Source organism: Asanoa iriomotensis (genome assembly GCF_016862515.1).
In the GTDB taxonomy this organism is placed as follows: Bacteria; Actinomycetota; Actinomycetes; order Mycobacteriales; family Micromonosporaceae; genus Asanoa; species Asanoa iriomotensis.
The window spans coordinates 1-24988 of record NZ_BONC01000058.1; the positions used below are offsets into that span (position 1 = coordinate 1).

The 24988-nt window shown below is 72.7% G+C and carries 29 protein-coding genes; 9 read left to right on the plus strand and 20 right to left on the minus strand.

All coding sequences use genetic code 11. The features are described from left to right. The 8 genes from Air01nite_RS30585 to Air01nite_RS30620 form a co-directional block, all read right to left on the minus strand. Positions 1–337 (minus strand): hypothetical protein (locus Air01nite_RS30585; RefSeq protein ID WP_203706811.1); only part of this gene is annotated, 337 nt, incomplete at its 3' end. After that, the gene (locus Air01nite_RS30590; RefSeq protein ID WP_203706812.1) at positions 334–1212 is read right to left on the minus strand and encodes an ABC transporter ATP-binding protein; all 879 of its coding nucleotides are present in this window, start codon (positions 1210–1212) and stop codon (positions 334–336) included. The genes Air01nite_RS30585 and Air01nite_RS30590, both read right to left, overlap by 4 nt. Next, positions 1209–1376, minus strand: a complete 168-nt coding sequence (locus tag Air01nite_RS30595; RefSeq protein ID WP_203706813.1) for a hypothetical protein — start codon at positions 1374–1376, stop codon at positions 1209–1211. Before Air01nite_RS30595 ends, Air01nite_RS30590 begins: the two co-directional genes overlap by 4 nt. 410 nt (positions 1377–1786) lie before the next feature. After that, positions 1787–2581 (minus strand): hypothetical protein, encoded by a 795-nt coding sequence (locus Air01nite_RS30600; RefSeq protein WP_203706814.1) that lies wholly within the window; start codon positions 2579–2581, stop codon positions 1787–1789. Continuing rightward, on the minus strand, positions 2578–3123 hold the full coding sequence (locus Air01nite_RS30605; RefSeq protein ID WP_203706815.1) for an RNA polymerase sigma factor: 546 nt from the start codon (positions 3121–3123) through the stop codon (positions 2578–2580). The genes Air01nite_RS30600 and Air01nite_RS30605 overlap by 4 nt, the downstream gene beginning before the upstream one ends. Positions 3124–3178: 55 nt before the next feature. Then, positions 3179–3868: a thymidine kinase gene (locus Air01nite_RS30610; RefSeq protein ID WP_373310501.1), complete on the minus strand. Its 690-nt coding sequence runs from the start codon at positions 3866–3868 to the stop codon at positions 3179–3181. Positions 3869–3904: 36 nt separating this feature from the next. Further along, positions 3905–5302, minus strand: coding sequence for an MFS transporter (locus tag Air01nite_RS30615; RefSeq protein ID WP_203706816.1), 1398 nt, complete (start codon positions 5300–5302; stop codon positions 3905–3907). A gap of 21 nt (positions 5303–5323) precedes the next feature. Next, complete coding sequence (locus Air01nite_RS30620) at positions 5324–6124, minus strand: glycerophosphodiester phosphodiesterase family protein (protein WP_203706817.1); 801 nt, start codon at positions 6122–6124, stop codon at positions 5324–5326. Between Air01nite_RS30620 and Air01nite_RS30625 the strand changes: the two genes are divergently transcribed. After that, on the plus strand, positions 6123–7472 hold the full coding sequence (locus Air01nite_RS30625) for an Hsp70 family protein (protein WP_203706818.1): 1350 nt from the start codon (positions 6123–6125) through the stop codon (positions 7470–7472). The two genes, Air01nite_RS30620 and Air01nite_RS30625, sit on opposite strands and share 2 nt — an antisense overlap. 604 nt (positions 7473–8076) lie before the next feature. Here the strand turns inward: Air01nite_RS30625 and Air01nite_RS30630 are convergent. Genes Air01nite_RS30630 through Air01nite_RS30660 form a run of 7 tightly spaced genes read right to left on the minus strand, consistent with a single transcriptional unit; the run spans position 8077 to position 13825 of the window. Further along, complete coding sequence (locus Air01nite_RS30630) at positions 8077–8955, minus strand: ATP-binding cassette domain-containing protein (RefSeq protein ID WP_203706819.1); 879 nt, start codon at positions 8953–8955, stop codon at positions 8077–8079. A gap of 12 nt (positions 8956–8967) precedes the next feature. After that, positions 8968–9780, minus strand: a complete 813-nt coding sequence (locus Air01nite_RS30635) for a hypothetical protein (RefSeq protein ID WP_203706820.1) — start codon at positions 9778–9780, stop codon at positions 8968–8970. Beyond that, positions 9777–10460 carry a hypothetical protein gene (locus tag Air01nite_RS30640; RefSeq protein ID WP_203706821.1) on the minus strand — a complete coding sequence of 228 codons (684 nt, stop codon included), beginning with the start codon at positions 10458–10460 and terminating at the stop codon, positions 9777–9779. The genes Air01nite_RS30635 and Air01nite_RS30640 overlap by 4 nt, the downstream gene beginning before the upstream one ends. Positions 10461–10515: 55 nt before the next feature. After that, positions 10516–11403 (minus strand): zf-HC2 domain-containing protein, encoded by an 888-nt coding sequence (locus Air01nite_RS30645; RefSeq protein WP_203706822.1) that lies wholly within the window; start codon positions 11401–11403, stop codon positions 10516–10518. Continuing rightward, on the minus strand, positions 11400–11960 hold the full coding sequence (locus Air01nite_RS30650) for an RNA polymerase sigma factor (protein WP_203706823.1): 561 nt from the start codon (positions 11958–11960) through the stop codon (positions 11400–11402). The genes Air01nite_RS30645 and Air01nite_RS30650 overlap by 4 nt, the downstream gene beginning before the upstream one ends. Before the next feature lie 51 nt (positions 11961–12011). After that, the gene (locus tag Air01nite_RS30655) at positions 12012–13253 is read right to left on the minus strand and encodes an MFS transporter (protein WP_203706824.1); all 1242 of its coding nucleotides are present in this window, start codon (positions 13251–13253) and stop codon (positions 12012–12014) included. Further along, a complete protein-coding gene (locus Air01nite_RS30660; protein ID WP_203706825.1) occupies positions 13250–13825 on the minus strand; it encodes an ArsR/SmtB family transcription factor in 576 nt (191 codons plus the stop codon). The genes Air01nite_RS30655 and Air01nite_RS30660 overlap by 4 nt, the downstream gene beginning before the upstream one ends. 90 nt (positions 13826–13915) lie before the next feature. On the opposite strand from Air01nite_RS30660, the gene Air01nite_RS30665 reads away from it, so the two are divergent. Next, positions 13916–15097, plus strand: coding sequence for a winged helix DNA-binding domain-containing protein (locus Air01nite_RS30665; RefSeq protein ID WP_203706826.1), 1182 nt, complete (start codon positions 13916–13918; stop codon positions 15095–15097). An 89-nt stretch (positions 15098–15186) separates the two neighbouring features. On the opposite strand, the gene Air01nite_RS30670 is transcribed toward Air01nite_RS30665, so the two are convergent. Together Air01nite_RS30670 and Air01nite_RS30675 are read right to left on the minus strand one after the other, a co-directional pair. Next, a complete protein-coding gene (locus tag Air01nite_RS30670) occupies positions 15187–16146 on the minus strand; it encodes a tyrosine-type recombinase/integrase (protein ID WP_203706858.1) in 960 nt (319 codons plus the stop codon). A 39-nt stretch (positions 16147–16185) separates the two neighbouring features. Further along, positions 16186–17007 carry a helix-turn-helix domain-containing protein gene (locus Air01nite_RS30675; protein WP_203706827.1) on the minus strand — a complete coding sequence of 274 codons (822 nt, stop codon included), beginning with the start codon at positions 17005–17007 and terminating at the stop codon, positions 16186–16188. A gap of 49 nt (positions 17008–17056) precedes the next feature. Between Air01nite_RS30675 and Air01nite_RS30680 the strand changes: the two genes are divergently transcribed. After that, positions 17057–17467, plus strand: coding sequence for a DUF2000 domain-containing protein (locus Air01nite_RS30680; protein WP_203706828.1), 411 nt, complete (start codon positions 17057–17059; stop codon positions 17465–17467). An 18-nt stretch (positions 17468–17485) separates the two neighbouring features. Here Air01nite_RS30680 and Air01nite_RS30685 read toward each other — a convergent pair whose 3' ends face one another. After that, positions 17486–18109, minus strand: a complete 624-nt coding sequence (locus tag Air01nite_RS30685; protein WP_203706829.1) for a helix-turn-helix domain-containing protein — start codon at positions 18107–18109, stop codon at positions 17486–17488. On the opposite strand from Air01nite_RS30685, the gene Air01nite_RS30690 reads away from it, so the two are divergent. Next, the gene (locus Air01nite_RS30690) at positions 18108–19034 is read left to right on the plus strand and encodes an NAD(P)/FAD-dependent oxidoreductase (RefSeq protein ID WP_203706830.1); all 927 of its coding nucleotides are present in this window, start codon (positions 18108–18110) and stop codon (positions 19032–19034) included. The genes Air01nite_RS30685 and Air01nite_RS30690 overlap by 2 nt on opposite strands. 111 nt (positions 19035–19145) lie before the next feature. Here Air01nite_RS30690 and Air01nite_RS30695 read toward each other — a convergent pair whose 3' ends face one another. Further along, positions 19146–20327, minus strand: coding sequence for an MFS transporter (locus Air01nite_RS30695; RefSeq protein WP_203706831.1), 1182 nt, complete (start codon positions 20325–20327; stop codon positions 19146–19148). 47 nt (positions 20328–20374) lie between these two features. Between Air01nite_RS30695 and Air01nite_RS30700 the strand changes: the two genes are divergently transcribed. Beyond that, complete coding sequence (locus tag Air01nite_RS30700; protein WP_203706832.1) at positions 20375–20776, plus strand: helix-turn-helix domain-containing protein; 402 nt, start codon at positions 20375–20377, stop codon at positions 20774–20776. On the opposite strand, the gene Air01nite_RS30705 is transcribed toward Air01nite_RS30700, so the two are convergent. Next, positions 20766–21431, minus strand: a complete 666-nt coding sequence (locus tag Air01nite_RS30705) for a nucleotidyltransferase domain-containing protein (protein ID WP_203706833.1) — start codon at positions 21429–21431, stop codon at positions 20766–20768. The two genes, Air01nite_RS30700 and Air01nite_RS30705, sit on opposite strands and share 11 nt — an antisense overlap. 33 nt (positions 21432–21464) lie before the next feature. Here Air01nite_RS30705 and Air01nite_RS30710 point away from each other — a divergent pair, with 33 nt between their 5' ends. The 4 genes from Air01nite_RS30710 to Air01nite_RS30725 all read left to right on the plus strand — a co-directional run bounded on the left by Air01nite_RS30710 (position 21465) and on the right by Air01nite_RS30725 (position 24882). Beyond that, positions 21465–22124: an HAD family hydrolase gene (locus Air01nite_RS30710; RefSeq protein WP_203706834.1), complete on the plus strand. Its 660-nt coding sequence runs from the start codon at positions 21465–21467 to the stop codon at positions 22122–22124. Positions 22125–22280: 156 nt separating this feature from the next. Next, positions 22281–23210: an NAD-dependent epimerase/dehydratase family protein gene (locus Air01nite_RS30715; RefSeq protein WP_203706835.1), complete on the plus strand. Its 930-nt coding sequence runs from the start codon at positions 22281–22283 to the stop codon at positions 23208–23210. Beyond that, positions 23207–24133: an RNA polymerase sigma-70 factor gene (locus tag Air01nite_RS30720; protein WP_203706836.1), complete on the plus strand. Its 927-nt coding sequence runs from the start codon at positions 23207–23209 to the stop codon at positions 24131–24133. The genes Air01nite_RS30715 and Air01nite_RS30720 overlap by 4 nt, the downstream gene beginning before the upstream one ends. Continuing rightward, positions 24130–24882: a nucleotidyltransferase domain-containing protein gene (locus tag Air01nite_RS30725; protein ID WP_203706837.1), complete on the plus strand. Its 753-nt coding sequence runs from the start codon at positions 24130–24132 to the stop codon at positions 24880–24882. Before Air01nite_RS30720 ends, Air01nite_RS30725 begins: the two co-directional genes overlap by 4 nt. The last annotated feature ends 106 nt before the right edge of the window (positions 24883–24988 follow it).

Here is a 24988-nt window from a genome sequence, read left to right on the forward strand (position 1 = left end):
TGCGGTGTCGGTGTTCGCGCAGCACCGCCAGGTTGGCCACCACGAGCGCCGCGCCGCCGAGCACGAGCATCGCCGCCATCTGCAGGGTCACCAGGTCGGCGTGCAGCACCGGGTAGTGGTCGGCGCCGGGCTTGACCCGCTGCCATACCCACGGCCCGAGGTAGAGGAGCACCGCGGCCACCATCACCGGGTGGCGCACCATCCGGACCGCCTCGAAGCGGGCCAACGCCAGCGCGGCCCGCCGCCGCGAGACGCCGGCGGCGACTGGCGGCGCAGTGGAGGGCGCGTCGACGTCGGCGGTCACCACCGGCCCTCCGAGGTCGGCGGGCGCGGTCATCGCTGCCCCTCCGTCGATCGCAGGTCGACCAGGGTCAGATAGCCGTCCTCGATGGTCGGCGACAGCAGAGACGCACCGGCCGGCGGATCGCCGACGTTCCGGTAGGCCCCCGTGCCCGTCCGCCACGACGCCAGCGCGCCGGGCGCCCGGGTGTCGCTGGTCCAGACCCGGCCAGCCGCCAAGCCGGCCAACTCGAGCGGCGCGCCGCTGAACCGGACCCGCCCCTGGTCGAGGACGACCACGACGCGGCACAGCGACATGACGTCCTCGGTCTGGTGCGTAGACAAGAGCACGGCCCGGTCCTCGGCGAGCTCCGCGAACAGCTCACGGAACCGCATCCGCTGCTCCGGGTCGAGGCCCACGGTCGGCTCGTCGAGGATCAGCAGGGCCGGGTCACCGACCAGCGCCGCCGCCAACGCGACCCGCTGGCGCATGCCACCGGACAGCGCGCGGATCCGTTTGCCCCGCTGCGCGTCGAGACCGACCAGGTCGAGCACCCGGCGCACCTCGGCGTGCCGGGCCGACCGGGACGTCAGCTCCTTGAGGATCGCCACGTAGTCGACGAACTCGAACGCCGTGAACGACGGATGGAACCCCGGATCCTGCGGCAGGTAGCCAAGCCTGCGCCGAACGGCAAGCCGGCCGGGCCCGCTCAGCGCGTCGTGCCCGAACGCCGAGACCGCGCCCGAGTCGGGCCGGATGGCGGTCGCGACCACCCGCAACAACGTCGTCTTGCCGGCGCCGTTGGGCCCGAGCAGCCCCGTCACGCCGGCGCCAAGTGTCACTGACACCCCGTCAAGAGCGGTCGTGCGCCCGTAGCGCAGCACCAATCCGTCGACGCGAACCGCGACGTCGGTCGCGGAAGTCAGGGTCATCGGAGCCTCCGGCTCGGTAGCACGAACAGGGCGGTGTGGGCGCTCCACGACACCAGGGCCAATGGCACGGCCCGGACCACGACGTCGCGGTCACAGGAGGTCACCGGCGCCTGTGGCAGGACGGCGACGTCGGTCGCGGACGACAGCGTCACTGGAACCCCCATGTTGGAAGCGGGTAGGACAACGCGAAGGCCACGAGCCAAGACGCCGCCACCGTCGGAACCATTTCGGACCGCGCGGGGCGGCGAGCCAACGACGGCGCCGCCGCCGTCGGAACCATTTCGGGAAGCGCGGGGCAGCGAGCCAACGACGGCGTCGCCGCCGTTGAAACCAGGTCGGGCAGCGCGGGGCGGCGAGCCAACGACGGCGTCGCCGCCGTTGAAACCAGGTCGGGCAGCGCGGGGCGGCGAGCCGACGACGGCGCCGCCGCCGTTGAAACCAGGTCGGGCAGCGCGGGGCGGCGAGCCGACGACGGCGCCGCCGCCGCCGTCGGAACCAGGTCGGGCAGCGCGGGGCGGCGAGCCAACGACGCCGAGACCAGCTGGGACCGCGCGGTCGCTCACAGGCGGCAAGCTCATCGGAGCCTCCGGGTCGGTAGGACGTCGAACACGGCGGCCCGGCGCACCAGCAGCACCGAGAGGGCCGCCGCCGCCGCGAGCAGGGACAGCTGGCCGGCGGTGGAGAACGGCAGCATGCCGGCCCAGACGACCGCCAGCACCCAGAGCGCGCCCACCAGGACCGCCGCCCACGAGGCGCCCAGGCGTGGCGAGAGCAGCAGCGTCGCCACCGTCAGGGCCAGCGACGGCAGGAACCAGCCCGCGATCGTCAGCCCGTGGCCAGGCATGAACAGCGTCGCGGCCGCGGACAGGAGTGTGTTGGCGGACAGCACCGCCACGCAGCGCAGCAGCAGGAGCCGGAACGCGTGGACCGGTGAGGTCACCGTGATCTCGTGGGTCGGGTCGACGCCCGGCCCGAACGAGACCGCCACCCCCGCCAGGGTCACCAGCGGCGCCGCGCCGAGGAACACCACCGGGGTCACGGCCTGTGCCAGCAGCGCGGTCAGCACGAGCGTGACACCGACCGCCGCCAGCCACGACAGCCGCAGTGCCGGTGTCGCGGTCAGCAGTCGGGCCGTGTGGTCGGGCACCCGGAGACCGACCAGCAGCCGTTCGACCGGGCCGGGCCGGGGTGCGTCCAGCGCCGCGTCCAGCTGGGTCCAGCCGGTGTCGACTGGGACGAGCGACGCCAGCCGCTCGCGGCACGAGTCGCACGAGAACAGATGGGTCTCCGTCGACCAGAGCAGAGGGGGGCCAAGGCCACGGCCGGCATAGGCGCGTAGGTCGTCGTCAGGAACATGCCAAGTGGTCATGTCAGCTCCGCACGCAACTGTTGGCGGGCCCGCATCGCCCGGGACTTGACGGTGCCGGGTGGAATGCCGAGCAGGACCGCGGCCTCCGCGGTGGACAGGCCGTCGATCACGGTGGCCTGGATGACGGCCCGCAGCTCGGGCGACAGCCGCGCGAGCGCGCCCGACAGATCGCCGTGCTCGACGCCGAGGAGCACCTGCTCCTCGGCCGAGGGCTCGTCGCGGCGCCGGAGCCGCGCCAGCAGCCGGCCCAGCCGATCGCGCGAGTGCCGCCGCCGCAGCGCGTCGACCAGCCGCCGCGACCCCACCCGCCAGAGCCAGCCGGCGACGTCAGCGGAGTGCGACGCGTGGAACCGTGCCGCACCTCGCCACACGTCGAGGAACGTCTCCTGGACGACCTCGTCGACCAGCCCGTCGTCGGGGCACCGGTGGCGCAGTCGCAGCACCAGCCAGGCCGCGTGCCGACGGTAGAACGTCTCGAACGCGACCCGGTCGCCGGCCGCGACATGGGCCAGCAGGTCGGCGTCGGTCGGTGGTGGTCTCACACCCTCTTCATCGGAATGAGCACGTGATTTGGTTCGCGCTCGGAAGAAAAACTTCTCACATGCCCGGCAACGCCGGTTGCGGCAACGCCGCGCCCAGGTCACCAGCCATGAAGTGCCGCCGGCACAACACCTGGTAGCGGACGTCCGCGTCGGCCGCGGTGTCGCCGATCACCACCTGTTCACCCGACCGCGCCACCACCCCGTTGAGCACCCGCGCGTTCAACGCGCCAGGCCGCCCGCACCAGCACAGCACCTCGACCTGGATCCGCTCCACGGAGTCGGCCAGCTCGAACAGCCGCCGCGCCGCCGGGAACAGCACCGACCGGAAGTCGCTGGCCAGCCCGAACGCGAACACGTCCACGTCGTAGCAGTCGACCAGCTCCACCAACTGCTCGATGTGGTGCTCGCCGTAGAAGCAGGCCTCGTCGCAGATCAGATAGTCGACACCGATCCCCGCCGCCCACTTGGACCGGACGAGCTCGACCAGGTCCAGCTCGTCGGTCACCTCGATCGCGTCGTGCGCCAGCCCGATCCGCGTCGTGACCTGCGGCCCGAGCGAACGGTCGATCCGGGTCAACACCAGACCGCGCCGCCCCTGCCGGGCGTGGTTGTAGTTCATCTGCAGCGCCATCGTGGACTTGCCGCAGTCCATCGGCCCCCAGAAGAACTTGAGGGCCGCGCCGTGGCGCAACCGCCCGTCGCCGGCGGCGTGGCAGGTCGTGGACAGTGCGGAGTCGTCAGTCACGATCCGGCAGCCTAACCGCCGGTACGCGAGATCAACTCACAGTACGCGCGGCGGCGTGTTGCCGGCCGCAATGATCGCCCGCCGGACCGGCACCGCGAGCAGCAGGAAGAAGCCCACGACGAAGAAGAACACCAACGACACGATCCCGACGCGGTACGAGTCAGTGAGCTGGAACACCAGACCGAACGCCAGTGGCCCGAGCCAACTCGTACCCTTGTCGCTGATTTCATAGAAGCCGTAGTATTCGCCCTCTTTGCCCTCCGGGATCATCTGGCTGAACAGCGACCGACTCAGCGCCTGGCTGCCGCCCAGCACGATGCCGATGCACGCGCCGAGGATCATGAACGGCACCGGCTCCCGGGCGGGCAGCCAGAACGCCGCGATGATCACTGCGGTCCACAGCACGAGGCTGAGCAGCACGGTCTTCCACGCGCCGATCCGCTCCGCGAGCCGCCCCAACGCCAGCGCGCCGCCGAACGCGAGGAACTGCACGATCAGGATCGTGATGATCAGCGTGTTCTGCTCGAGCTTGAGCTCCTCGGTGCCGTACTGGCTGGCCAGCGTGATCACGGTCTGGATGCCGTCGTTGAAGACCAGGAAGGCGAGCAGGAAGAACAGCGTCAGCGGGTACGCCTTCAAGTGCCGCAACGTGCCGCCGAGCTGCCGGAAACCGTCGGTGAGCACGTTGCCCCGGGGGCCGACCGGCTCGGCGGCGACCACGGGACGGTCGCGCAGCCACAGCAGCGGCAGCACCGTGAACGCCGCCCACCAGATGCCCGCGGAGACGATCGACCAGCGGGCCAGGTCGAGGGTCCGCTGGTCGTTGCCGTCCTCGCTGAGCAGCATCACCGCGACGAGGTTGAGCAGCAGCAACAGCCCGCCGCCGAGGTAGCCCAGCGCCCAGCCGCGACTCGACACCCGGTCACGGTCGTCGGGCGCGGCCAACTGCGGCAGGAACGAGTTGTTGACCACGAACGCGGCGCCGAACGAGATGTTGGCGATCAGGAAGAGCAGCCCGCCGAGCAGGTAACGCTCGCCCGTGACGAACGCGAACAGGATCGTCGCCAGCGAGCCGAGGAACGCGAAGCCGGCCAGCAGCCACTTCTTGCGCGGCGTGCGGTCGGCGATCGCGCCCACGACGGGCAGCACGAACACCTGGAGCAGGACCGACAGCGAGATCAGGTAGGGATAGAACGAGCCGGCCGCGATCCCGATGCCGAACGGGTGCACCCGGCCGGAGCACTCGTCGGCGCCGAGGGCACAGCCGGCGGCGAGCTCGGTGACCGTCGTCAGGAACGGGCCGAGGAAGACCGTGATGACGGTGGTCTGGAAGGCCGAGTTGGCCCAGTCGTACATGTACCAGCCGGTGCGCTCGCGCTTGGTGCTCGGCGGCGGCGCGGCGTCGACAGTCGTCGCGGCGGTGACCTCGGCCATCGGGTTGTCCTCGGGGATAGCTCAGGGCCAGAGGCCGCGGGCGATGTAGACGTCGCGCAACACGTCGACGCGATCGGTCATGATGCCATCCACGCCGAGATCAAGTAAGTGGTGCATCGGCTCGGGTTCGTCGATCGTCCAGACATGGACCTGCAAACCCAACCGATGCGCGTACGCGACGAAACGCGCATCGACGACGGTGAGCCGCCCGTAGCGGGGCGGGACCTGGGCGGCGACCACCGACGGGTGCATCCGGACCGGCCTGTATCCCCGCGAGGCCAGCCATAGTCGGGTGACGCCGCGCATGCCGAGGCTCGTCGCGATCCGCGGCCCGGCGAGGCGGCGGATGCGGGCCAGGCGGCTGTCGCTGAAGCTGGCCAGCAACACCCGGTCGGCCGCCTTGGCGTCGTGAACCGCCTGCAGGGTCGGCGCGATGCCCGGCGAGGCCTTGACGTCGATGTTGAACCGCACCTCGGGCCACGCGGCCAGCACGTCGTCGAGCCGGGGCACGGCGGCCGAGCCCGCGACGCGTACCGTGTCGAGATCTTTGATCGTCAGGTCTTTGATTCGGCCGGGATGACCCGTCAGACGGCGTAGGTTCTCGTCGTGGAAAACGACCGAAACGCCGTCGCGCGTGCCGTGCACGTCGGTCTCGACGTAGCGGTAGCCCAGCGCGACCGCGCGGGCGAATGCCTCGGCGGTGTTCTCGTCACCGTCGGCGGCGCCGCCGCGGTGGGCGAACGCGAGCGGCGCGGGTGCGTCAAGGTACGGGTGCACGGGACGGAGTATGCCGGGCCGGTACGACGATAGGGTGACGGCCATGCGGGCGGTGGGCATCGATTTTGGCACGTCGCACACGGTCGCGGTGGTCGCCGTCGATGGCGGGCCGGGTCGGCCGCTGCTGTTCGACGGCTCGCCGCTGCTGCCCTCGGCGGTTTATCTCGACCCCGGCGGGCGGCTGGTCGCGGGCGCCGACGCGGTGCGCGCGGCCCGGTTGAACCCGGCGCGGTTCGAGCCCAACCCGAAGCGCCGCGTCGACGAGGGCGACGTGCTGCTGGGCGAGCAGTCGGTGCCGGTGTCCGCGCTGGTCGGTGCGGTGCTGTCGCGGGTAGCGGCGGAGGCACGGCGGTGGGCGGGCGAGGACTACTCGGTGGTGCTGACCCACCCGGCGGGCTGGTCGTCGCTGCGCCGCGAGGTCCTGGTCGCCGCGGCGACGGCGGCCGGGCTGCCGGGGACGCCCACGCTGCTGCCGGAGCCGGTGGCCGCGGCCCGCTACTTCACCTCGGTGCTGCGCGGGTCGGTGCCGCCGGGCGGAGCGTTGGCCGTGTACGACCTGGGTGCGGGCACGTTCGACGCCGCGGTGGTGCGCCGGTCCCCCGCCGGGTTCGAGGTGCTCTCGGCACACGGCCTGCCCGACGTGGGCGGTCTCGACCTGGACCAGGCGCTGGTCGACCACCTGGGTGCGGCCTACTCGTCGTCGCGGACGTCGCTGTGGAACGCGATGCTGACGCCGGCGGACATGGAGCACAGGCGGCAGCGGGCGCTGCTCTACGACGACGTCCGGGGTACGAAGGAGGCACTGTCCCGAACCGCGTCAGCCGACGTCCACCTGCCGGCGCTGGACGTCGCGGCGCACGTGACCCGCGACGAGCTTGAGCGTTTGGCCCGGCCGATGCTGTCGAGGACGGTGGACTGCCTGGCCCGGACGATCGCCGACGCGCGCCTTGACGAGGACGACCTGGTCGGCGTGTTCCTGGTGGGTGGGTCGAGCCGCATGCCGCTGGTGGCCCGCTTGATCCATCAGGAGCTCGGCATCGCCCCGACGGCGCTGGAACAGCCGGAGACCGTGGTGGCACAGGGCGCGGTGAGCCTGGAGGCGGCGCGGGCGGTGCCGCGGGTCCCGACCCAGCGGTTGCCGGTGGATCCGGACCGGCCGGTGTCGCCGCCGCTGGGAGCGCCGGTCGGCGCACCCGGGTATCCGTCGCCGGCGAGTCCCGGCTACGCCGCACCCGGCTATCCACCGCCGGCGAGCCCCGCGGCAGGCTACGGCCCGGACATACCACGCCCGACTCCCACCACGAACCGCACCGGCCAGGCCTGGGTGGCAATCCTCAGCATCCTCGTCGCGACCGCCGCGGTCGTGCTGGTCGTCATGCTCGTCAACGGCTGACGACCCGCAGCGGACCGGGCGCGACCGCGCCCAGGACGGCTGGGCGTCAGCGCGAGATTCGCTGACGCCGCTCCTGGCGAAGCGGCACAGACCGCGCTCGTCGCGGTCGCTGCAGCGGCAGGCCCGCCCGCGCATTCGTTCGCCGGCGCAAGAACGCGGTGGGTCGAGTCTGGTTCGTCCGGGTCCGTGCCGTGTCCCGCGACGAAGAGCGAAGACGCGCCGGCAGATCAGCCGACGGGCGGCGGTGTGTGGCTTGGGCTAGCCGCGTCGTGCCCCGCCACGCCGTGTGGCCCGAGGCGACCGCCAGCCGGCGAGCCGACCAGGCCGCAACGCCGCGGTTGGCAGAGCCGCCTCGGCGCGAACGCCGCAGCCGACACCCGCCGCCCAACCGACCCCGCGCGATGGTGCGGTTGGCCTGAGCCCCTCGAGCCCGCCGCGAACGCCGCAGCCGAGACTCGCCGCTCAACCGACCGCGCGCGATGGTGCGGTTGGCCTGAGCCGCCTCGCGCCCGCCGCCCAACCGACCGCCCGCCATGCCGCGGTCAGTCCAACCACCCCGCGCCCGTCACAACCCGCCGCAAAGGGCCAAGCCGGCAGCCGCCGTTCAGCCGACCGGCAGCGGTGTCGCGGAGCGCATCAATGCGACATAGCCCTCCTCCAGCGACGGGCTGACCGGTATGGCGTCGGGCGACGGTGGGCGGGGGCTGACAACCCGGTAGTGGGTGCCGTCCGTGCGGGCGATCGCCGACACCACGACGCCGTCCGTGGGAGGTGAGCCGGCGGTGACGATCTCCCAGGTGACGCCTTCGGCGCGGGCGGTCAGGTCGGTGACCTGGCCCGTGAAGAGGACGCGACCGGCGGCGAGGACCGCGGTCTGGCGGCACGTCTGTGCCACGTCTTCGACGATGTGGGTGCTGAGCAGGACCGTGCGGGCGCCGGCCAGGCTGGACAGGAGCGTGCGGAAGCGGATGCGTTCCTCCGGGTCGAGGCCGACCGTGGGCTCGTCGACGATCAGCAGCGTCGGGTCGCCGAGGAGCGCCTGTGCGATGCCGACCCGGCGGCGCATGCCGCCGGAGAAGCCTTTGAGCTTGCGGCCCGCGACGTCGGACAGGCCGACCAGGTCGAGCAGGTCGCCGACCTGGCCGCGGCGGGCGGCCCGGTCGTCGAGGCCCTTGAGCAGGCCCACGTAGTCGAGGAACTCCGTCGGCGTCAGGTCGGGATAGAGGCCCAGCTCCTGTGGCAGGTAGCCGAGGCGCCGCTGCACCGCGACCCGGCCCCCGCGGGTCGACAGGTCGTTGCCCCCCACGACGACCCGGCCCGACGTGGCAGGCAGGACGCCGGCGAGGATCCGCATCAGGGTCGTCTTGCCGGCTCCGTTGGTGCCGAGCAGACCGAACATCCCACCCGACACCGTCAGGTCGACCCCGTCGAGGGCGGTCACCCGGCCGAAGCGGCGCCGCAGGTCTGCGATTTCGATGTGCACGATGTGGTCCTCTCAGGCCTTGGCGGGCCAGGTCTGGCGGGTGGCGCGGTGTGCCGCGAGGGCGGCGGCGGTCATCGGGATCAGGCCACATAGGACGATCACGGCGACGCTGAGCGCCGCCGAGGCACCGCTCGGGTCGGGGCGCAGGAACGGCAGGAGGCCCGGTGTGCCGGCGAACAAGGCTGTCTGGCCGCTGCCGAGCAGCCACGTCGCGGCGTAGTCGCCGATCGGGGTGAGGACCGTGCCGGTCAGCGAGGGCAGGAACGCGGGGGCGAGCATGTTGCCCCAGAACCAGTAGCCGACGAACAGCACTCGGAACAGCGGCACCGACAGGAACGTCGGGCAGACCAGCGCGAAGCCGGCCACCATCGCGATCCCAGGCAGGGTGACCACCGCGAACGCGACCAGGGCCCAGCCGAGCAGCGCCGGGTCGTGCCGCTTCGGTAGCTCGGTGACGGCGGCGACCAGCAGGGCCGCCAGGCCGGGCAGGCCGCACGCGGCGACGCCCCCCAGGTATTTCCCGCCCAGCCGGGCGACCGGCCCAACGGGCAGGCTTTCCAGGAGCGGCTCGACCCGCAGCCGCCGGTCGCGGACCAGCCGATCGGCCAGGAGCATGCCGTAGGCGAGCGGCATCAGGATGGAGAAGAGCAGCGCCCAGGTGGCCATCACCTCGCGGGCCGGGGTGCCCACCGGCAGGCTGCGTGGGCCGCGGTCGCCCTGCAGGACGACCAAGGTGCCGCCGAGCAGCACCGCGGCGATCCACAGCGATCGTTTGCGGGCCTGCATCCGGAACTCGTAGCGGGCCACGGCGAGCAGCGCGGTCACGCGTCCTCCTCGGTCAGCAGGCGCTCGGGCCTGTGCAGAACGGCGGCGGTGGCAGCCAGGAGAACCAAGCCGCCGGCGAGCAGCCCGATCCGGTTGGCGGCCCAGCCCGGACCGTCGCCGACCCGGCTGGTGAAGAACAGGAACAGCGGCCGCAGCGCCGGGGTGACGAACACCGTGGCCCAGATCTGCTCGGCCAGCCAGATCAGGGCGACCAGGCTGCTGGTCAGCACGGCGCTGCGCGTGACCGCCGCGACCAGTGCCGCGAAGGCGGCCAGCCAGAGTGCCGGCGCGGCCCAGACCAGCAGCGTGGCGGCCCCGCCGGGACCGAGCCGGTAGCCCGCCAGCCAGGCGCCCGCGGCGTAGATCAGGCAGCAGGCGGCGGTGCTCGCGCCCAGGACGCCGAGCCGCCGCCCGATGGTGGCCAGATGGAGGGTGGGCAAGGACAGGTGCAGCTCGCGGCAGGTCTCGCGGACGACGATCGTCAGCGCCACCATCGCGACCGACAGCGGGGCGACCGCCTCGAGCCCGGCGAGCAGGAGGCGCTCGGCCCGCTCGTGCCCGGCTCCGGAGAGCTGGATGAACATGGCGATCGCGGCGGTCAAGAGCAACGCGGCCGGTGGGGCGAGCAGCGCCGCGGGCCCCGCCCGCCGCGCCTCGTGGAGCCAGATGGTCAGTCTCACGGTGATGGGTACCGCGCGGGCGGGCGAAGGTTCAGGACAAAGTTGAAAACCCGGCTCACGACGACGCCACCCGGACAGGGCGACGACCCGCCAGCGGCGCCAGCACGACCGCCGCGAACGTCACGGCCACCGCACCCAGCAGCAGCGCCGGGCCCGGCCGCCACAGGGCGTCGAGGACCGGTGCGAGGCCGCGGTCGAGGAGCGCCGTCGGCGCCAGCAGGCGCAGCATCCAGCAGACCAGGACGGTGGCGGCGCCGATCTCCGGGCGCCAGAGCACGGCCAGCGCGAAACTCAGGGCCGACAGCGGCACGAGCGGGCCGAACCAGGTCACGAACAGCTCCGCGAGCGCCAGGTCACCCCGCGGCCACGCCATCGCCGCCGAGGCCAGGGTGCCGACGCCGACGGTCACCGCCAACACCAAGGTGAGGCGGGCCAGGACCAGCACCCGGGTCGAGGTCGGAGTGGCCCGCACGAGCTCGGCCGCCTCCCCGTCGGCACCGCAAGCGGCGGCGACGGCGAGGGCCGCCACCAACGGCACCACCAGGGACAGCAGGTCTCCGGCGCGGTTGGCGGGCGCCGACGCGGCATATCCGGCTCCCGCGGCGATCACCACGACGGCGACCGCCCAGACCCGCCAGCCGACCAGCCGGAGCTGCCGGGTCAGCAGCCCCCAGGCGATCCGCGCTGCACCGAACGGGCGACCGGCCGGCACGTAACGCGGCGGCACATGGGTCAGCCGGGCACGCACGACCGCGAACGGCGGCGGGTCCTGCGGGGTTGCGGCCAGGGTGGCCGTGCGTACACCCGAAGCCAACGTGGACCACGACGCGGCGTCCGCGCGGCACGGCGCGCAACCTTGCAGGTGGCCGGCGATCTCCGCCGCCGCGGGCGGCGGCAACGTGCCAGCCGCGTACGCCGGGAGCGCATCGGTCGGATGGGTCATCGGCCGGCCTCCTTCGCGGTGAGTTGGGGTAGGGCCCGGGCCAGGGCGGCGCGGGCGTTGAACAGGCGGCTCTTCACGGTGCCGAGCGGGATGTCGAGCACGGTGGCGATCTCGGCCAGGGGCAGCTCGGCCGCGAACACCAGGTGCAGCACCTCGCGGTGGCCCGCCGGCAGCCGGGCCATGGCGGCGCCGACAGCGGTGACGTCGGCGCGCGCCAGGGCGACCTCGTCCGGCGTGGCAAGGGCGCTCGGCACGGAGGCCGCCGCGTCGAGCGGCAGGGCGGGCGGCGGTGACGAACGAATCCGCTTCGCGGCCTGACGGCGGCAGATGCCGAACAGCCACGTGCGGACGGTCGACCCGCCGGCGAACCGGGCCGCCGCGCCCTGCCAGACGGCGACGAACGTGTCCTGAAGCGCCTCCTCCGCCAGCCCGCGGTCACGGGTCAGTTGCACCGCGTAGCGCAGCAGCACCGCCGCGTGGCGGGCGTAGAGCAGCTCCAGAGCCTGCTCGTCACCGCCCACCACGCGGCGCAACAACGCCTCGTCGGACTCGTCCATCGCTTGTGGGTACCACCCGGAGGCGAGAAGGTTCACCCCCGGTTCGGGAAATCACGGGACAGGTTGTTCGGCAACCCGCGGCGAGTCGGCGGGCGCCGCCGGCCGCACGTCGAGCTCCCGCCACACCGGCCGGAAGAGCGGCACCAGCGTGACCGCCAGATAGAGGACACCCAGGACGAGCAGAGCCGCGTGTACGCCCACCACGCCGGCCAGCGAACCGCCGAGCAGACCACCGAGCGGGATGCCGGCCCAGCTCACCGCGGTCGCCACGCCCTGCACGCGGGCCATCATGTGCGGCGGCACCCGCTCGTAGCTGACCGCGCCGAGGATCGGGTTGATCGCGGCGACGCCCAGGCCCGCGACGAACGACACCGCGTACAGCAGCCAGAACTCGTCGGACAGCCCGGTGACGAGGAACCGCGGCGCCCCGCCGACCAGGAAGCCGAACGTGAACAAGGCCCAGCGCGGTGCCCGCGGCGCGTACGCGGTGAAAACGATGTTGCCCAGCACCGCGCCGAGGCCGAGGGACGCACTGGCCAGGCCGAGGACGACGGGTGAGCCGATCAGGGTCGCCCACAACGGCAACAACACCGAGTTGTACGCGGCGTCGAACAGGTTGGTCGCGAACAGCATCACCACGATCGCCATGACCAACGGGTTGCCGCGCACGAAGGCCAACCCGGCTCGCAGCGCCGGCAGGTAAGGCTCGTCCGCGGCCTCCGCCGGCGGTGGCACCCGGACCAGCAGGAGCACGAGCAGCGCCGACACCGCGAAGGTGGCCGCGTCGAACAGCAGCACCGTCGGCGCGTCGAGGACCGCGATCAGCGCGCCGCCGGCCGGCGCGCCGAGCAGGGTGGCCATGCGGTGCAGGCCGTCCTGCAACCCCGCCGCGCGGGTCATCTCCACCTGGGACCGTTCGGCGACCCGCGGGAACATCGCTTCCTTGGCGGTGTCGCTGAACCCGCGCAGGCCGCCCGCGACGCCGACCAGGACGAGGAGGCCGCCGAAGCCGATCCGGTCGTGCAGCAACGGCACGGCGGCGATCGCGAGCGCGCTGACCGCGTCGGCGCCGACACTGAACCGGCGCCCCCCGATGCGGTCGATCAGCGGGCCGCCGGCGGCCGCCGCCAGCACGTACGGCAGCATCTCGACGAACGCCACGATGCCGGCCCTGGTCGGCGACCCGGTGGTGGCCAGCACGAACCAGGGCAGCGCGAGCGCGCTCATCCGCGTGCCGACGGCGGAGATCGTGTCGGCGGTGAGCAGGGCGACGAAGGCGGTCCGGTGCTTCACCGTTCTTCCTCGCCCGCTGCCGGGAACGGCAGGATCTGGACCTGCAGGCCGACCCGTTCCGCGCCGTCGGGGTAGGGCACGTCGTCGTCCTCGCGGCGGTAGCGCTCGGCCAGCTCGAAGATCGCCTCGTTGAGCTCGTTCGCCTCTTCGACCGTGAGCCGCAGCCGCCAGTCGGAAATGGTGGCCGGGTCTCGCCACTCCCGCGGCAGCGACGCCATCTCGTCGAGGTAGCGGTCCACGCGGTCGGCATATTGTGCGGCGACCGCGCGCAGGTAGCCCTCGGCCTCGGCCGGCGGCAGGTCGTCGTCGGACTCGATGCGGGTCGACTTGTGCGCGGCCTTCCACCAGCGCTCGCGGCCGACGTTGCGCTCCGGGTCGTCGACCACGAAGCCGTAGTTGGCCAGGATCCGCAGGTGGTAGCTGGTGGCGCCGGTCGACTGGCCGAGCCGCTCGGCGAGGGTGGTCGCGGTCGCGGGGCCGTCCTCGCGCAGCATGCCGAGGATCCGCACTCGCAGGGGGTGGGCCAGGCCGCGCAGCGTCGTCGCGTCGAGTTTGACTTCACGCTCCGTCATGCATGCAAAGATATCTTTGCCAAGGTGTCTTTGCAAGGGAGTCTTTGCATTGTGTGTTTCTTGTCGGTGGGGCGTGCGACTATCCCTCTCGTGACGCGACGACGCATCGACGTGACCGAGCGAAGGGCCCGCCTGGGCCTCCGGCACCGCCTGGCCGGCCCATCCGCACACGACCCGGTCGAGGTCACCCGCGACCTCGTGGTGCTGCACGCCACCGACGCGGCCACCGTCTTCCTGTCGGCCGCGGCGCGACTACATGCGCCGGTCATCAAGGACATCGAGCACGCGTTGTACGCCGACCGCACGCTCATCCGCATGCTCGGCATGCGCCGCACCATGTTCATCGCGCCGGTGGAGGACGCACCCGTCGTGCAGGCGGCCTGCACCGACGCGATCGCCGTGGTGCAGCGCAAGCTGCTGCTCAAGCACCTGGCTGAGGCGGGCCACGACTACGGCGATCCATGGCTACGCGACGTCGAGCGCGGCACCCTCGACGCGCTGCACGCCCGCGGCACCGCGACCGCGGCGCAGTTGTCGGCCGACGAGCCGCGGCTCAAGACGCAGCTCGCGATCGACCCGGACAAGAGTTATGGCCAGACGCCGGCGATCACCTCGCGGGTGCTCAACCTGCTGTCGATGCAGGGTTTGATCGTGCGTGGGCGGCCGCGGGGGTCGTGGCTGTCGACGCAGTACGAGTGGGCGCCGGCCGACACCTGGGTCCCGGGCGGGTTGCACCGGCACGATGCGGCCACGGCCCGGGCGGCGCTGGCGCGTTTGTGGTTGGCGCGCTTCGGCCCGGGCACGGCGGCCGACCTGAAGTGGTGGGCGGGCTGGACGGGGGCGCAGGTGACGGCCGCGTTGGCGGCGCTCGACGTCGAAGAGGTGGCGCTCGACGGCTCCGAGATCGGCTATGTGCTGGCCGACGACGTCGCGCCGGTGGCGTCGCCGGAGCCGTGGGTGGCGCTGCTGCCGGCCCTCGACCCGACGATCATGGGTTGGGTGGGCCGCGACTGGTACCTCGGTCCGCACGCACCGGCCCTGTTCGACCGCTCGGGCAACCCGGGGCCGACGGTCTGGGTCGACGGCCGGGTGGTCGGCGGCTGGAGCCAACACCCGGACGGGCGGGTGGTTCACCGCCTACTAGAAGAGGTGCCGGCGCGCACGCAGAAGCGGATCGCGACGGCCGCCGCGGAGTTGGCCGACTGGCTCGGCGACGTGCGCGTCAAGCCGAAGTTCCGGACGCCGCTGGAGAAGGAGCTCTCCGCTTCCTAGGGAGGGCAGCCAGCGCGGTGGTCGCCGCGCCGGTCCGCGCGGCCCGTCGCGTCCGGCAGCGCCACGACCTCCGCGCGGTCAGCCGCGGGCTAGGTCCGGCGGGCGCGGGCCGACCAGATCGCGTAGGCCGGGTCGCGGTCGAGGTTGTGGCGGTCGCGGTCGTAGCGGCGCGTCGTGCGTGGGTCCGCGTGGCCCATCGCGTCCTGGACGTCCTCCAGCGCCACGCCCTCCGCACGGGCGGTCGTGGCGAACGCGTGCCGCAGGGAGTGTGGCGAGAGGCGGTCCGCGGCGGGGATGCCGGCGTCGCGGGCGACCTTGCGCACCAGGCGGAAGATCGCGTGCCGGTCGAGTCGCCCGCCGGACGCCGTGGCCAGCAGCGGGCCGGTCAGCTCGGCCGCTGTCTTGCCGGCGATGGCCGCGCGCTCGGTCAGGTAGGCGTCTACCGCGGCGGCGGTGCCTGGTGTCAGGGCCCGCCGGCGGTGCTTGCCGCCCTTGCCGGTGAAGCGGATGCTGCGGTGACCCCGCTCCTCCCCCAGGTCGGCGACGTCGAGCGAGACGAGTTCGCCGACCCGCAGCCCGAGGTCGGCGAGCAGGGCGAGGGCGGCCCGGGTGCGGGCGGCGGTCGGGCCGGTCGCCTCGGCGGCCGTGCGCAGCAGGGCGTCCACCTCCTCGGGTGCGAGGCCGACGGTCGCGGAGTGGTCGCGGTCGACCCGGGGGCGGTCGGCGCCGGAGACCGGGTTGGCGTCGAGGGCGCGCAGCTTGACGAGGAATTCGTACCAGCTCGACAGCGCCGACATCTTGCGCGCGACGGTGGTCGGGGCCGCGGACTCCTCGACCTGGCGGGCGTAGGCGTTGACGTCCAGGAAGCTGGCGGCGAGCGGGTCGACGCCGCGGGCGCCGCACCAGGCGAGCCAGGCGCCGACGTCGCGCTTGTAGGCGGCGCGGGTGTGCGGCGAGAGGCGGCGGTTGGCCAGCCAGGCGTCGGTGAACTCGCTCGCACCCGACACGGCCGCGATGGCGGCGCGGTCGGCGCCGCCGAGCGCCGGCACGCCGCGGGCGTCCGGCACGAGCGAGGTCACGCGGAGACGCTAGAGGGCGGGCGGCGGCGTGTCGGTGCGGCGCGCCGCGCCCGCGCCGAACTTCGCCGGTGTCGTGCCGAGGTAGCGACGGAACGTGCGGGTCAGGTGCGCCTGGTCGTAGAAGCCCGCCTCCGCGGCGACGCCGGCCGCCGGCTGGCCGGCCAGCAGCAGCGCGCGGGCCCGGTCGACGCGGCGGCCGATCAGATAGGCGTGCGGCGGCAGCCCGAACTGCGCCGTGAAGGCGCGCACCAGGTGGGTGGGGTGTGCGCCGAGCCGCGCGGCGGCGTCGTCCAGGGTCAGTCCGCTGGTCACGTGGGCGTCGAGCAGGTCGCGCAAATCCCGCGCGAGCTTGCCGGGCGGCGCCGGGTCACGCTGCGCCGGTGCGCCGAGGTGGCCACGGATCCGGTCCACCACCAGGGCAAGGCGGCTCTCCGCGTGCAGTTCGTCGCCGGGCCCGTCGAGCACCTGATGCAGCTGCGCGACCCGCCGGCGCAGCAGTGGGTCGGCCAGGGCCGGGTGGTCGACGGCGGCGCCGGTCAGCTCGGGGCCGACCACGTCGCGGTCGAGGTAGAGGACCCGCTTGACGAAGCCGCCCGGGGTGGCGGCGCGGCCGTCGTGCGGCACGTCGGGTGGCAACAGGGTGACCTGGTCGGTGACGGCGCCGTGGCCGTGCCGGTCCAGGTCGTAGCGGATCGCGCCGTCGTCGACGACCAGCAGCGTCCACGCGTCGTGGGTGTGCAGCGGGTACGCGTGCGTGACGAACCGCGCGTGCAGCACCTCGGCGATCCCCGGCACCGGGGGCCGCCAGGCGCGCAGGCGCTGGCCGTCCATGTCAGGAACGTACAAGACGGGCGCGCGGGCGCGGCGGCACGCTGGCGGCATGAGGTTCAACACGAAGATCGCCGTGCTGCTCCGCGACGACCTGGCCGCGTGGCAACGGCTCAACGTGACCGCGTTCCTGGTCAGCGGCATCGCCGGCACACGGCCGGAGACGATCGGCCAGCCGTACGCGGACGCGGACGGCACCCCGTACCTGCCGATGTTCCGCCAGCCGGTGATGGTCTACGCCGGCGACGCCGCGCTGCTCACGGCGGCCCGCGAGCGGACGCTGCGCCGCGGCCTGACACCGGCGGTGTTCACCGCGGACCTGTTCGCCACCGGCAACGACGCCGACAACCGCGCCGCCGTCGCCGCGGTCCACGCCGACAAGCTCGACCTGGTCGGGATCGCGGTCTACGGCCCTCGGGCCGACATCGACAAGATCTTCAAAGGAGCGACCCTGCACCCTTAGAAAACCAGCGACCGGGGCCTATTTAGGTCGTGCGCGTACGTGCATCCGTTCTCCTTGCGGGCCGAACAGGCTCAGCACCTCGGCCGGCTGGTCGTAGGGGTTGCTGATCGCGTGCGGTGTGCGGGTGTCGAACTCGGCGACCTCGCCCTCCAGCAGCGTGAGGTCGTGCTCGCCGAGTTGCAGCCGGACCCGGCCGGACAGCACGTACAGCCACTCGTAGCCCTCGTGGGTCTGCAGCTCGTAGTCCCATGACGGGTACCGGGCCGGGATGATCTGCTTGAACGCCTGCAGGCCACCGGGGCGGCGGCTCAGCGGCAGCCAGGTCACGTCGCCACGCCGGATCGGGCGGGCGTGCACCCGCGGGTCGCCGGTCTCGGGCGCGCCGACCAGCTCGTCCAGCGGCACCTGGTGCGCCCGGGCCAGCGGCAGCAACAGCTCCAGCGTGGGCTTCCGGCGGCCCGCCTCGAGGCGCGACAGCGTGCTGATCGAGATGCCGGTCGCCTCGGACAGCTCCGCCAGCGTGGCGCCGCGCTGGCGGCGGAGGGCCCGGAGCCGCTCTCCTACGTTCTCCACGGATTCAAATTTGCCAGAACGGCAAGGAAGTTTGCCACCCAACCGAGGGCGAGGCAACGTGGGCGGCATGGAAACGTTTGACGTCATCGTGGTCGGCGGCGGCCCCGCCGGGCTGGCCGGCGCACTCACTCTGGCCCGGGCCCGCCGCTCGGTGCTGGTCGTCGACAACGGCACGCCGCGCAACGCGGCCGCCGGGCACGTGCACAACTTCCTCACCCGGGACGGCACGCCGCCCGCGGAGCTGCTCGCCGCCGGCCGCGCCGAGGTCACCGGTTACGGCGGCGCGTTCGTGACGGGTACGGCGACCGGTGCCAAGCCGACCGCCGGCGGCGGCTTCACCGTGACCCTCGACGACGGCCGCACCTTCGGCGCGCGGCGGCTGCTGGTCACCACGGGCCTGGCCGACGAGCTGCCCGACATTCCCGGCCTGGCGGGGCGGCTCGGCAGCGACGTGCTGCACTGCCCGTACTGCCACGGCTGGGAGGTCCGCGACCAGGCGATCGGCATCATCGCCGCCAACCCGGCGGTCGCCCACCCGGGCCTGCTCTGGCGCCAGTGGAGCGCCGACGTGACGATCGTCCTCAACGGACAGCCGGCCCCGACCGGCGACGACGCGAAGCTGCTGGCCGCCCGCGGCGTCACGCTCGTCGACGACCGGGCCACCGCCCTCGACGAGGACCGCACCCTCCACCTGGCCGGCGGCGACACCCTGACCCGCGACGTGTGGGTGGTCCCGACCCGCATGACGGCGCGTTCGGAGCTGCTCACGGACCTGGGCGTCGAGACGGAGCCGGTCCGCATGGGCGACGTCGAGCTCGGCGTGGCCGTCAAGGCGGACGCCACCGGCGCGACCTCGGTGCCGGGCGTCTGGGTGGCTGGCAACGTCACCGACGTACGCGCCCAGGTCATCGTCAGCGCGGCCGCGGGCCTGAACGCCGGAGCAATGATCAACGCGGACCTGGTCATGGACGACGCCCACCGCGCGGCCGGCTGACCAACCAGATCACTCGACCACACGGGCAAGAACGTCCACGGTCGTGCCCGCGGGGACCAGCCCCCGCGGGCACGATCAACGCCACCCGGCGGTGCCCCGCGACCCCGCGAGCTAGCCAACCCGATCGCGCGGTCGGGCGAATGGCAACAGGGCAGCGGCGAGCGGGCCTGCGGCGACCACGGTCAGGCTTGCCGTGAGCAGCGCCGGCGCCAACCCCGCCGCCGCGACCAGGGCCGGTGCCAGCAGAGCGCCCGTGACCGAGGCCAGCGCATCCGTCAGGTGGAACGCCGCCGCGATCCGGCCCAGGATCGCGTCCGGTGCGGACAGTTGGAGGCGGTGGACCGTCGCGATCTGGGTGATCGCGCCCGGTACGCCGCTCAACCCGATCGCGACCAGCGCCCGCGGCACCGACGTCGCGGTGAACGCCACGACGAAACACAGGCCGACCAGCGCGTAGCCGGCGGTCAGCACCGTGCGGGTCGCGTACCGCAGAATGATCAAGCGGGACAACGCCGACCCGACCAGGTAACCCACCCCGAGCGCGGCGATGAGCCAGCCGATCACCCGGCCCGAGGCGCCCAGGCGGTCGGCCGCGAACGGGAACAGCAACGCCGTCAGGGCCGCGTTCGCCGTCCAGTACAGGCAGCTCGCGACGGCCAGGCCGCGCAGCAGCGGGGTCCGGGCGAGCGCGCGCAGGCCGTCACGGACCCGGACCCGCGTCCCGGCGCGAGCGGCGGCACCACGGCCGGCGCGCAGGCGGACGACGAGCGCCGCCGCGACCAGATAGGAAGCGAGGTCGGCCAGGACCACGGCAGGGAACCAACCCGCGACCACCAGGGCCGTGCCGAGCGGCGGTCCGAGCATCCGGAACGCGCCGTCGGTGAACGACGTCAGCGCGTTCGCGGTCGCGAGGTCGCCGTCGTCCGGCACCACCGTCGGGGTCAACGCGCGTAGCGCCGGCCGCAGGAAGCACCCGGCCGCCGACTCCACGAACAGACCGCCGAAGACGCCGCCCGGCGCCAGCATCAACCCGACACCGAGCGCGCTGGCGAGGTTGGCCACCACCACGATCCGGGTCCGTGGCCAGCGGTCCAGCGCCACCCCGGCCCATGGCGTGAGCAGCACCGCGGGCAGTGCCTGCACCGCCAGCGCGAGGCCGGTCGACGCAGCGGAGCCGGTCACCGCGAACACGTGCAACGGCGCGGCGAAGACCAGCAGCCACGAGCCGAAGCCGTCGACCACGGCGGCGGCGTACAGGCGCCGGAAGTCGCGGTTGCGCCGCAACAGGTTCATGGGAGCGGAGGCTATTCTCTGGAGACAAAGAATGGCAAGATGTTCCCGTGGAGATAGTCGAGCTGGGCAGGCGGCTGCGGGCGCGGCGCACCGCCGAGGGGCGCACGATCGCGTCGGTCGCCGCCGCCGCGGGCCTGTCGGTGCCCTACATCGCCAACCTGGAGAACGGCCGCGGCAACCCGACCCTGGCGGCGATCACCGGGCTGGCCGCCGCCCTCGGCGCCGAGTTGCGGGTCGAGTTGCGCGAGGATGGCGAGCCGTCCGCACCGGCGACGCTGCCGGACTCGCTCGTCCGCTTCGCCCGCTCACCGCGCTTCACCAACGAGCGCCTGCCCGACCGCGAGCGGGTGCTGACCGCGATGGCGGCCATGGGGGCGCTGGCCGACCGCCCGTTGACGGACCTCGACTGGCACCGCATCCTCGACACGGTCGTCCTGCTCACCCGCTGACGGCGTACGACCGGATCAGGTCCAAATTGGGCCAAGCGTCGAGCACGTCACCGAAGCCACCGGCGCGGGCCACGACCTCGAGGTCGGGAAACAAGGAAGACGGACGATCGGCCATCGCGACGACCAACCTGTCGGCAGTCCACGGCGACGGCAGCGGATAACGTGAAAGCTCCCACCGCAGATACTTGTTGTAGGGCCGCACCCGCCCGTACAAGGCGAACAACGTCCACAGAAACCACGACGCCGCTTCGATCTCTTCGAGCCGCGCCAGGTCGTCATGCCCATCCCGCCGGCTCTTCGCCGCCCGGTAGACGAAGTTGACATAGCCGTCGAGGTACTCGCGCACAAAGGCGTCCACTTCGGACGGTGACAGACTCGCCTGCGCCGCAACCAACGCGGCGATCCGACCATCGAGCCGGTCGAGGAGCACGACCGCGCCACGGTACGCGTACCGCTGCCAACGATCCGACACGTCCGCGAGCTCGTCGACGGTGAGCACGGCCAGGTCCAGCGACCCGGACGCCGGATGTCCGCCGCCCGCACGCACCACCGCGATCACGTCGTGGTCGGAGAACGCACCCGCCGTCCCCCGCGCCTGCGACCCGGACAGGATCAGCCCCACCACATCAGGTGAGGCCAGCAAGTCGTCCAGCACGGCTTTTTTCTACCGCACCGCACAATCGGTTTCATGTACGAAGCAATCCTGCTCGACGTCTACGGCACGCTCGTGCACGACACCGAACCCCGGGCCACCGAAGTCATCGAACTCATCGCGGGCAGCGCCGGCATGGAATACGACACCGTCGCGCGAGGGTGGACCGACCGCATCTGGCCGATGGCCGACGACGCACACGGCCAAGCCTTCCGCACCCTCGAAGACCTCGACATCAACAGCCTCGAGGCAACGGCGACCCATTTCGGCGTACGCGTGAACGCTCGCGAGATCTACCACCGCCCACGACCGCACCCACCGTTGTTCCAAGACGCCCGCCCGTTCCTGGAAGCGGTCGACGTCCCGGTATGCCTCGTCTCGGACGCCGACCACGACACCCTCCACGCCCTCCTCGACCACCACGGCATCTCCGTGGCCGCCGTGGTGACCAGCGAGGACGCCCGCGCCTACAAACCCCGCCCCGAGCCGTTCGAACTCGCGCTGAGGCACCTGGGTCGCGCGGCGAAGAACGTCATCCACGTCGGCGACTCACCAACGTCCGACATCGCCGGCGCGACCGCCCTCGGCATCGCCACGGCCTTCCTCAGCCGCGACGGCCGCCGTCTCCCCACGAACCTCACGGCCAGCTACACGATCAGCACGCTCCTGGCGCTCCCGCACGGTCGTACAACATAACAGTCATTATGGTGTAGTCAGAATTTACGGTCAGACACCCGTACAAGGATTATTGAATTACTGATAACAGCAATCCAGTAAACATGTCACAGCCGGCCCAGCCTGATTCGTCTCGGGTAGCGACTACCGGACACAGACTCGGGAAGGTGATCTGACATGCGGGTATTCGTGGCAGGCGGCAGCGGCGTCCTCGGCCGCCGGCTCGTGCCCCAGCTCGTCGCGCGCGGCCATCAGGTGACGGCGACCACGACGACCACGGCCAAGCTCGACCTGCTCGCCCGAATCGGCGCGCAGGGCACCGTGCTGGACGGCCTCGACGCCGCGGCGGTCGGTGAGGCGGTCGCCGCGGCCCGGCCCGACGTGGTCGTGCACCAGATGACCGCGATCTCGCCGGCCCACGCCGGCAAGCCGGACATCAAGCACCCGGACCGCTGGTTCGCCAAGACCAACCGCCTACGCACCGAGGGCACCGACCACCTGCTGGCCGCGGCCGAGGCGGCCGGCGTGCCCGTCGTCGCGCAGGGCTACGCGTCCTGGAACGGCATCCGCCAGGGCGGGTGGGTGAAGACCGAGGAGGACCCGCTCGACCTGCTGCCGGGCACAGCCGCCAACGTCGGGCTCAAGGCGATGGCGCACGTCGAGGACGTCGTCGGGCGGCACGGCGGTGCGGTCATGCGGTACGGCGCCTTCTACGGACCCGGTGCCACCGACGACCAGGTCGAGTTGGTACGCCGCCGCCAGTACCCGCTGATCGGCCGCGGCCAGGGTTACAGCTCGTGGATCCACCTCGACGACGCGGCGTCCGCCACCGTCATCGCGATCGAGCAGAAGGCGCGCGGCGTGTTCAACATCGTCGACGACGACCCGGCACCGGCCAACCAGTGGCTGCCGCACCTCGCCGCCAGCGCGGGCGCCAAGCCGCCGATGCGGATCCCGGTCTGGCTGGGCCGGCTGCTCGCCGGCGACCAGGCGGTGGTGATGATGACCGAGGGCCGCGGGTTCTCCAACGACAAGGCGAAACGCGAGCTGGGCTGGGAGCCGCGTTACCCGTCCTGGCGGCAGGGCTTCGAGGAAGGGCTGGCATGACGCGTACGGAGGAGTTCGAGCAGCTCCGCCCGCTGCTGTTCGCGATCGCCTACCGGATCCTGGGCAGCGTCAGCGAGGCCGAGGACGCGGTGCAGGAGAGCTGGCTGCGGTACGCGTCCTACCCGACCGAACCCGCGTCGGCGAAGTCGTTCCTCGCGGCCGTCGTTACCCGCATCTCGATCGACGTGCTGCGCTCGGCCCGGGTGCGCCGCGAGGCGTACGTCGGTCCCTGGTTCCCGGAACCGCTGCTGACCGACCCCTACGAGGACCCGGAACGCTCCGCGGAACTGGCCGACTCGGTGTCGATGGCGGCGCTGGTCCTGCTGGAACGGCTGACCCCGCTCGAGCGGGCGGTGTTCGTGCTCCGCGAGGTGTTCGCGTTCGACTTCCCGGAGATCGCGCGGGCGGTGGGCCGTTCGGAGGCGGCCTGCCGCCAGCTCGCGGTGCGGGCGCGCCGGCACATGGACGCGGGCCGCCCCCGCTTCGAGGCGGACCAACGTTCCCGCGCCGCGCTGGCGGACCGTTTCTTCGGCGCGTTCCGCGACGGCGACGTCGACGGCCTGCGCGCGCTGCTGGCCGCCGACGTGCACATGGTCGGCGACGCGGGCGGCAAGGCACCGCTGTGGCGGCCGTCATTCGTCGGCGCGGAGTCGGTGTCCCGGGTGCTGGCGAACCTGGTCGAGCCGTTCCTGCGCATCGGCGGCGCCGTCGACCCGCACGAGGTCAACGGCCAGCCGGGCGCGATCCTGCACGACCGCGCGGGCCAGGTCCTGGCCACGATGGCGCTGGACATCCTCGACGGCCAGGTGCAGGCGATCCGGATGGTGACCAACCCGGACAAGCTCGGCCACCTGGGCCCGGTAGGCGACAATTTCGCTACCCTTCGCGAGACCAACGAGGCCCGCGGAGGGAAAGCCGGATGACGTTCCTGGACGACGCGGCGGACCGGTTGGCGGCGCTGCCCGGCGTGGAGGCCGTCACGCTGGGCGGTTCACGCGCGGAGGGCACGCACAGGCCGGACAGCGACTGGGACGTCGCGGTCTACTACCGCGACCACTTCGACCCGGCCGACCTGCGCGCGATCGGCTGGCCGGGCGAGGTCGCCGAGCTGGGCGGCTGGGGCGGCGGCGTCTTCAACGGCGGCGCGTGGCTGACCATCGACGGCAACCGGGTGGACGTCCACTACCGCGACCTGGCGGTCGTCGAACACGAACTGGCCGAGTCACGGGAGGGCCGCTTCCACTTCGAGCCGCTGTTGTTCCACCTGGCGGGCATCCCGAGCTACCTGGTGGTGGCCGAACTGGCCGTCAACGAGGTGCTGCGCGGGACCCTGCCGCGGCCGGACTACCCGCCGGCACTGCGCGCGGCGGCACCACGGGCGTGGCGACAGAGAGCGGACCTGACCATCGGGTACGCGCGCGGCGCGCACGCCTCCCGCGGCCACGCCACGGAGGTCGCGGGCCTGCTGGCAACCGCGGCGCTGCAGACGGCGCACGCGGTCCTCGCGGCCCGCGGCGAATGGGTGACGAACGAAAAACGCCTCCTGGACCGCGTGGGCCTACGCGCCATCGACCAGGTCATCACAGGCCTACGCCCGGACCCGACCACACTGACGCAAGCTGTCGCCGACGCGGAATCCCTGTTCGCCGCGGCAACCGACAGGAAACCCTAGATGGATCTATTCCGAGGGGATGGCAGGAGATGCCGGCTGCGCCTCGGACCGTTCCGCTTCGGGTTGTCCCGGGCTGATCAGGTGTGGCTGGTCAACCCCTGAATCG

What these genes read in the sequence shown, in the direction of transcription:
- Air01nite_RS30595 (WP_203706813.1), bottom strand. Translation starts at nt 1,376, where the DNA reads ATGGGGGTTCCAGTGACGCTGTCGTCCGCGACCGACGTCGCCGTCCTG.
- Air01nite_RS30690 (WP_203706830.1), top strand. Translation starts at nt 18,108, where the DNA reads ATGGAAACGTTTGACGTCATCGTGGTCGGCGGCGGCCCCGCCGGGCTG.
- Air01nite_RS30675 (WP_203706827.1), bottom strand. Translation starts at nt 17,007, where the DNA reads ATGGACGGCCAGCGCCTGCGCGCCTGGCGGCCCCCGGTGCCGGGGATC.
- Air01nite_RS30645 (WP_203706822.1), bottom strand. Translation starts at nt 11,403, where the DNA reads ATGACCCATCCGACCGATGCGCTCCCGGCGTACGCGGCTGGCACGTTG.
- Air01nite_RS30600 (WP_203706814.1), bottom strand. Translation starts at nt 2,581, where the DNA reads ATGACCACTTGGCATGTTCCTGACGACGACCTACGCGCCTATGCCGGC.
- Air01nite_RS30685 (WP_203706829.1), bottom strand. Translation starts at nt 18,109, where the DNA reads ATGCCGCCCACGTTGCCTCGCCCTCGGTTGGGTGGCAAACTTCCTTGC.
- Air01nite_RS30590 (WP_203706812.1), bottom strand. Translation starts at nt 1,212, where the DNA reads ATGACCCTGACTTCCGCGACCGACGTCGCGGTTCGCGTCGACGGATTG.
- Air01nite_RS30625 (WP_203706818.1), top strand. Translation starts at nt 6,123, where the DNA reads ATGCGGGCGGTGGGCATCGATTTTGGCACGTCGCACACGGTCGCGGTG.
- Air01nite_RS30660 (WP_203706825.1), bottom strand. Translation starts at nt 13,825, where the DNA reads ATGACGGAGCGTGAAGTCAAACTCGACGCGACGACGCTGCGCGGCCTG.
- Air01nite_RS30725 (WP_203706837.1), top strand. Translation starts at nt 24,130, where the DNA reads ATGACGTTCCTGGACGACGCGGCGGACCGGTTGGCGGCGCTGCCCGGC.
- Air01nite_RS30710 (WP_203706834.1), top strand. Translation starts at nt 21,465, where the DNA reads ATGTACGAAGCAATCCTGCTCGACGTCTACGGCACGCTCGTGCACGAC.
- Air01nite_RS30715 (WP_203706835.1), top strand. Translation starts at nt 22,281, where the DNA reads ATGCGGGTATTCGTGGCAGGCGGCAGCGGCGTCCTCGGCCGCCGGCTC.
- Air01nite_RS30615 (WP_203706816.1), bottom strand. Translation starts at nt 5,302, where the DNA reads ATGGCCGAGGTCACCGCCGCGACGACTGTCGACGCCGCGCCGCCGCCG.
- Air01nite_RS30680 (WP_203706828.1), top strand. Translation starts at nt 17,057, where the DNA reads ATGAGGTTCAACACGAAGATCGCCGTGCTGCTCCGCGACGACCTGGCC.
- Air01nite_RS30720 (WP_203706836.1), top strand. Translation starts at nt 23,207, where the DNA reads ATGACGCGTACGGAGGAGTTCGAGCAGCTCCGCCCGCTGCTGTTCGCG.
- Air01nite_RS30620 (WP_203706817.1), bottom strand. Translation starts at nt 6,124, where the DNA reads ATGGCCGTCACCCTATCGTCGTACCGGCCCGGCATACTCCGTCCCGTG.
- Air01nite_RS30650 (WP_203706823.1), bottom strand. Translation starts at nt 11,960, where the DNA reads ATGGACGAGTCCGACGAGGCGTTGTTGCGCCGCGTGGTGGGCGGTGAC.
- Air01nite_RS30695 (WP_203706831.1), bottom strand. Translation starts at nt 20,327, where the DNA reads ATGAACCTGTTGCGGCGCAACCGCGACTTCCGGCGCCTGTACGCCGCC.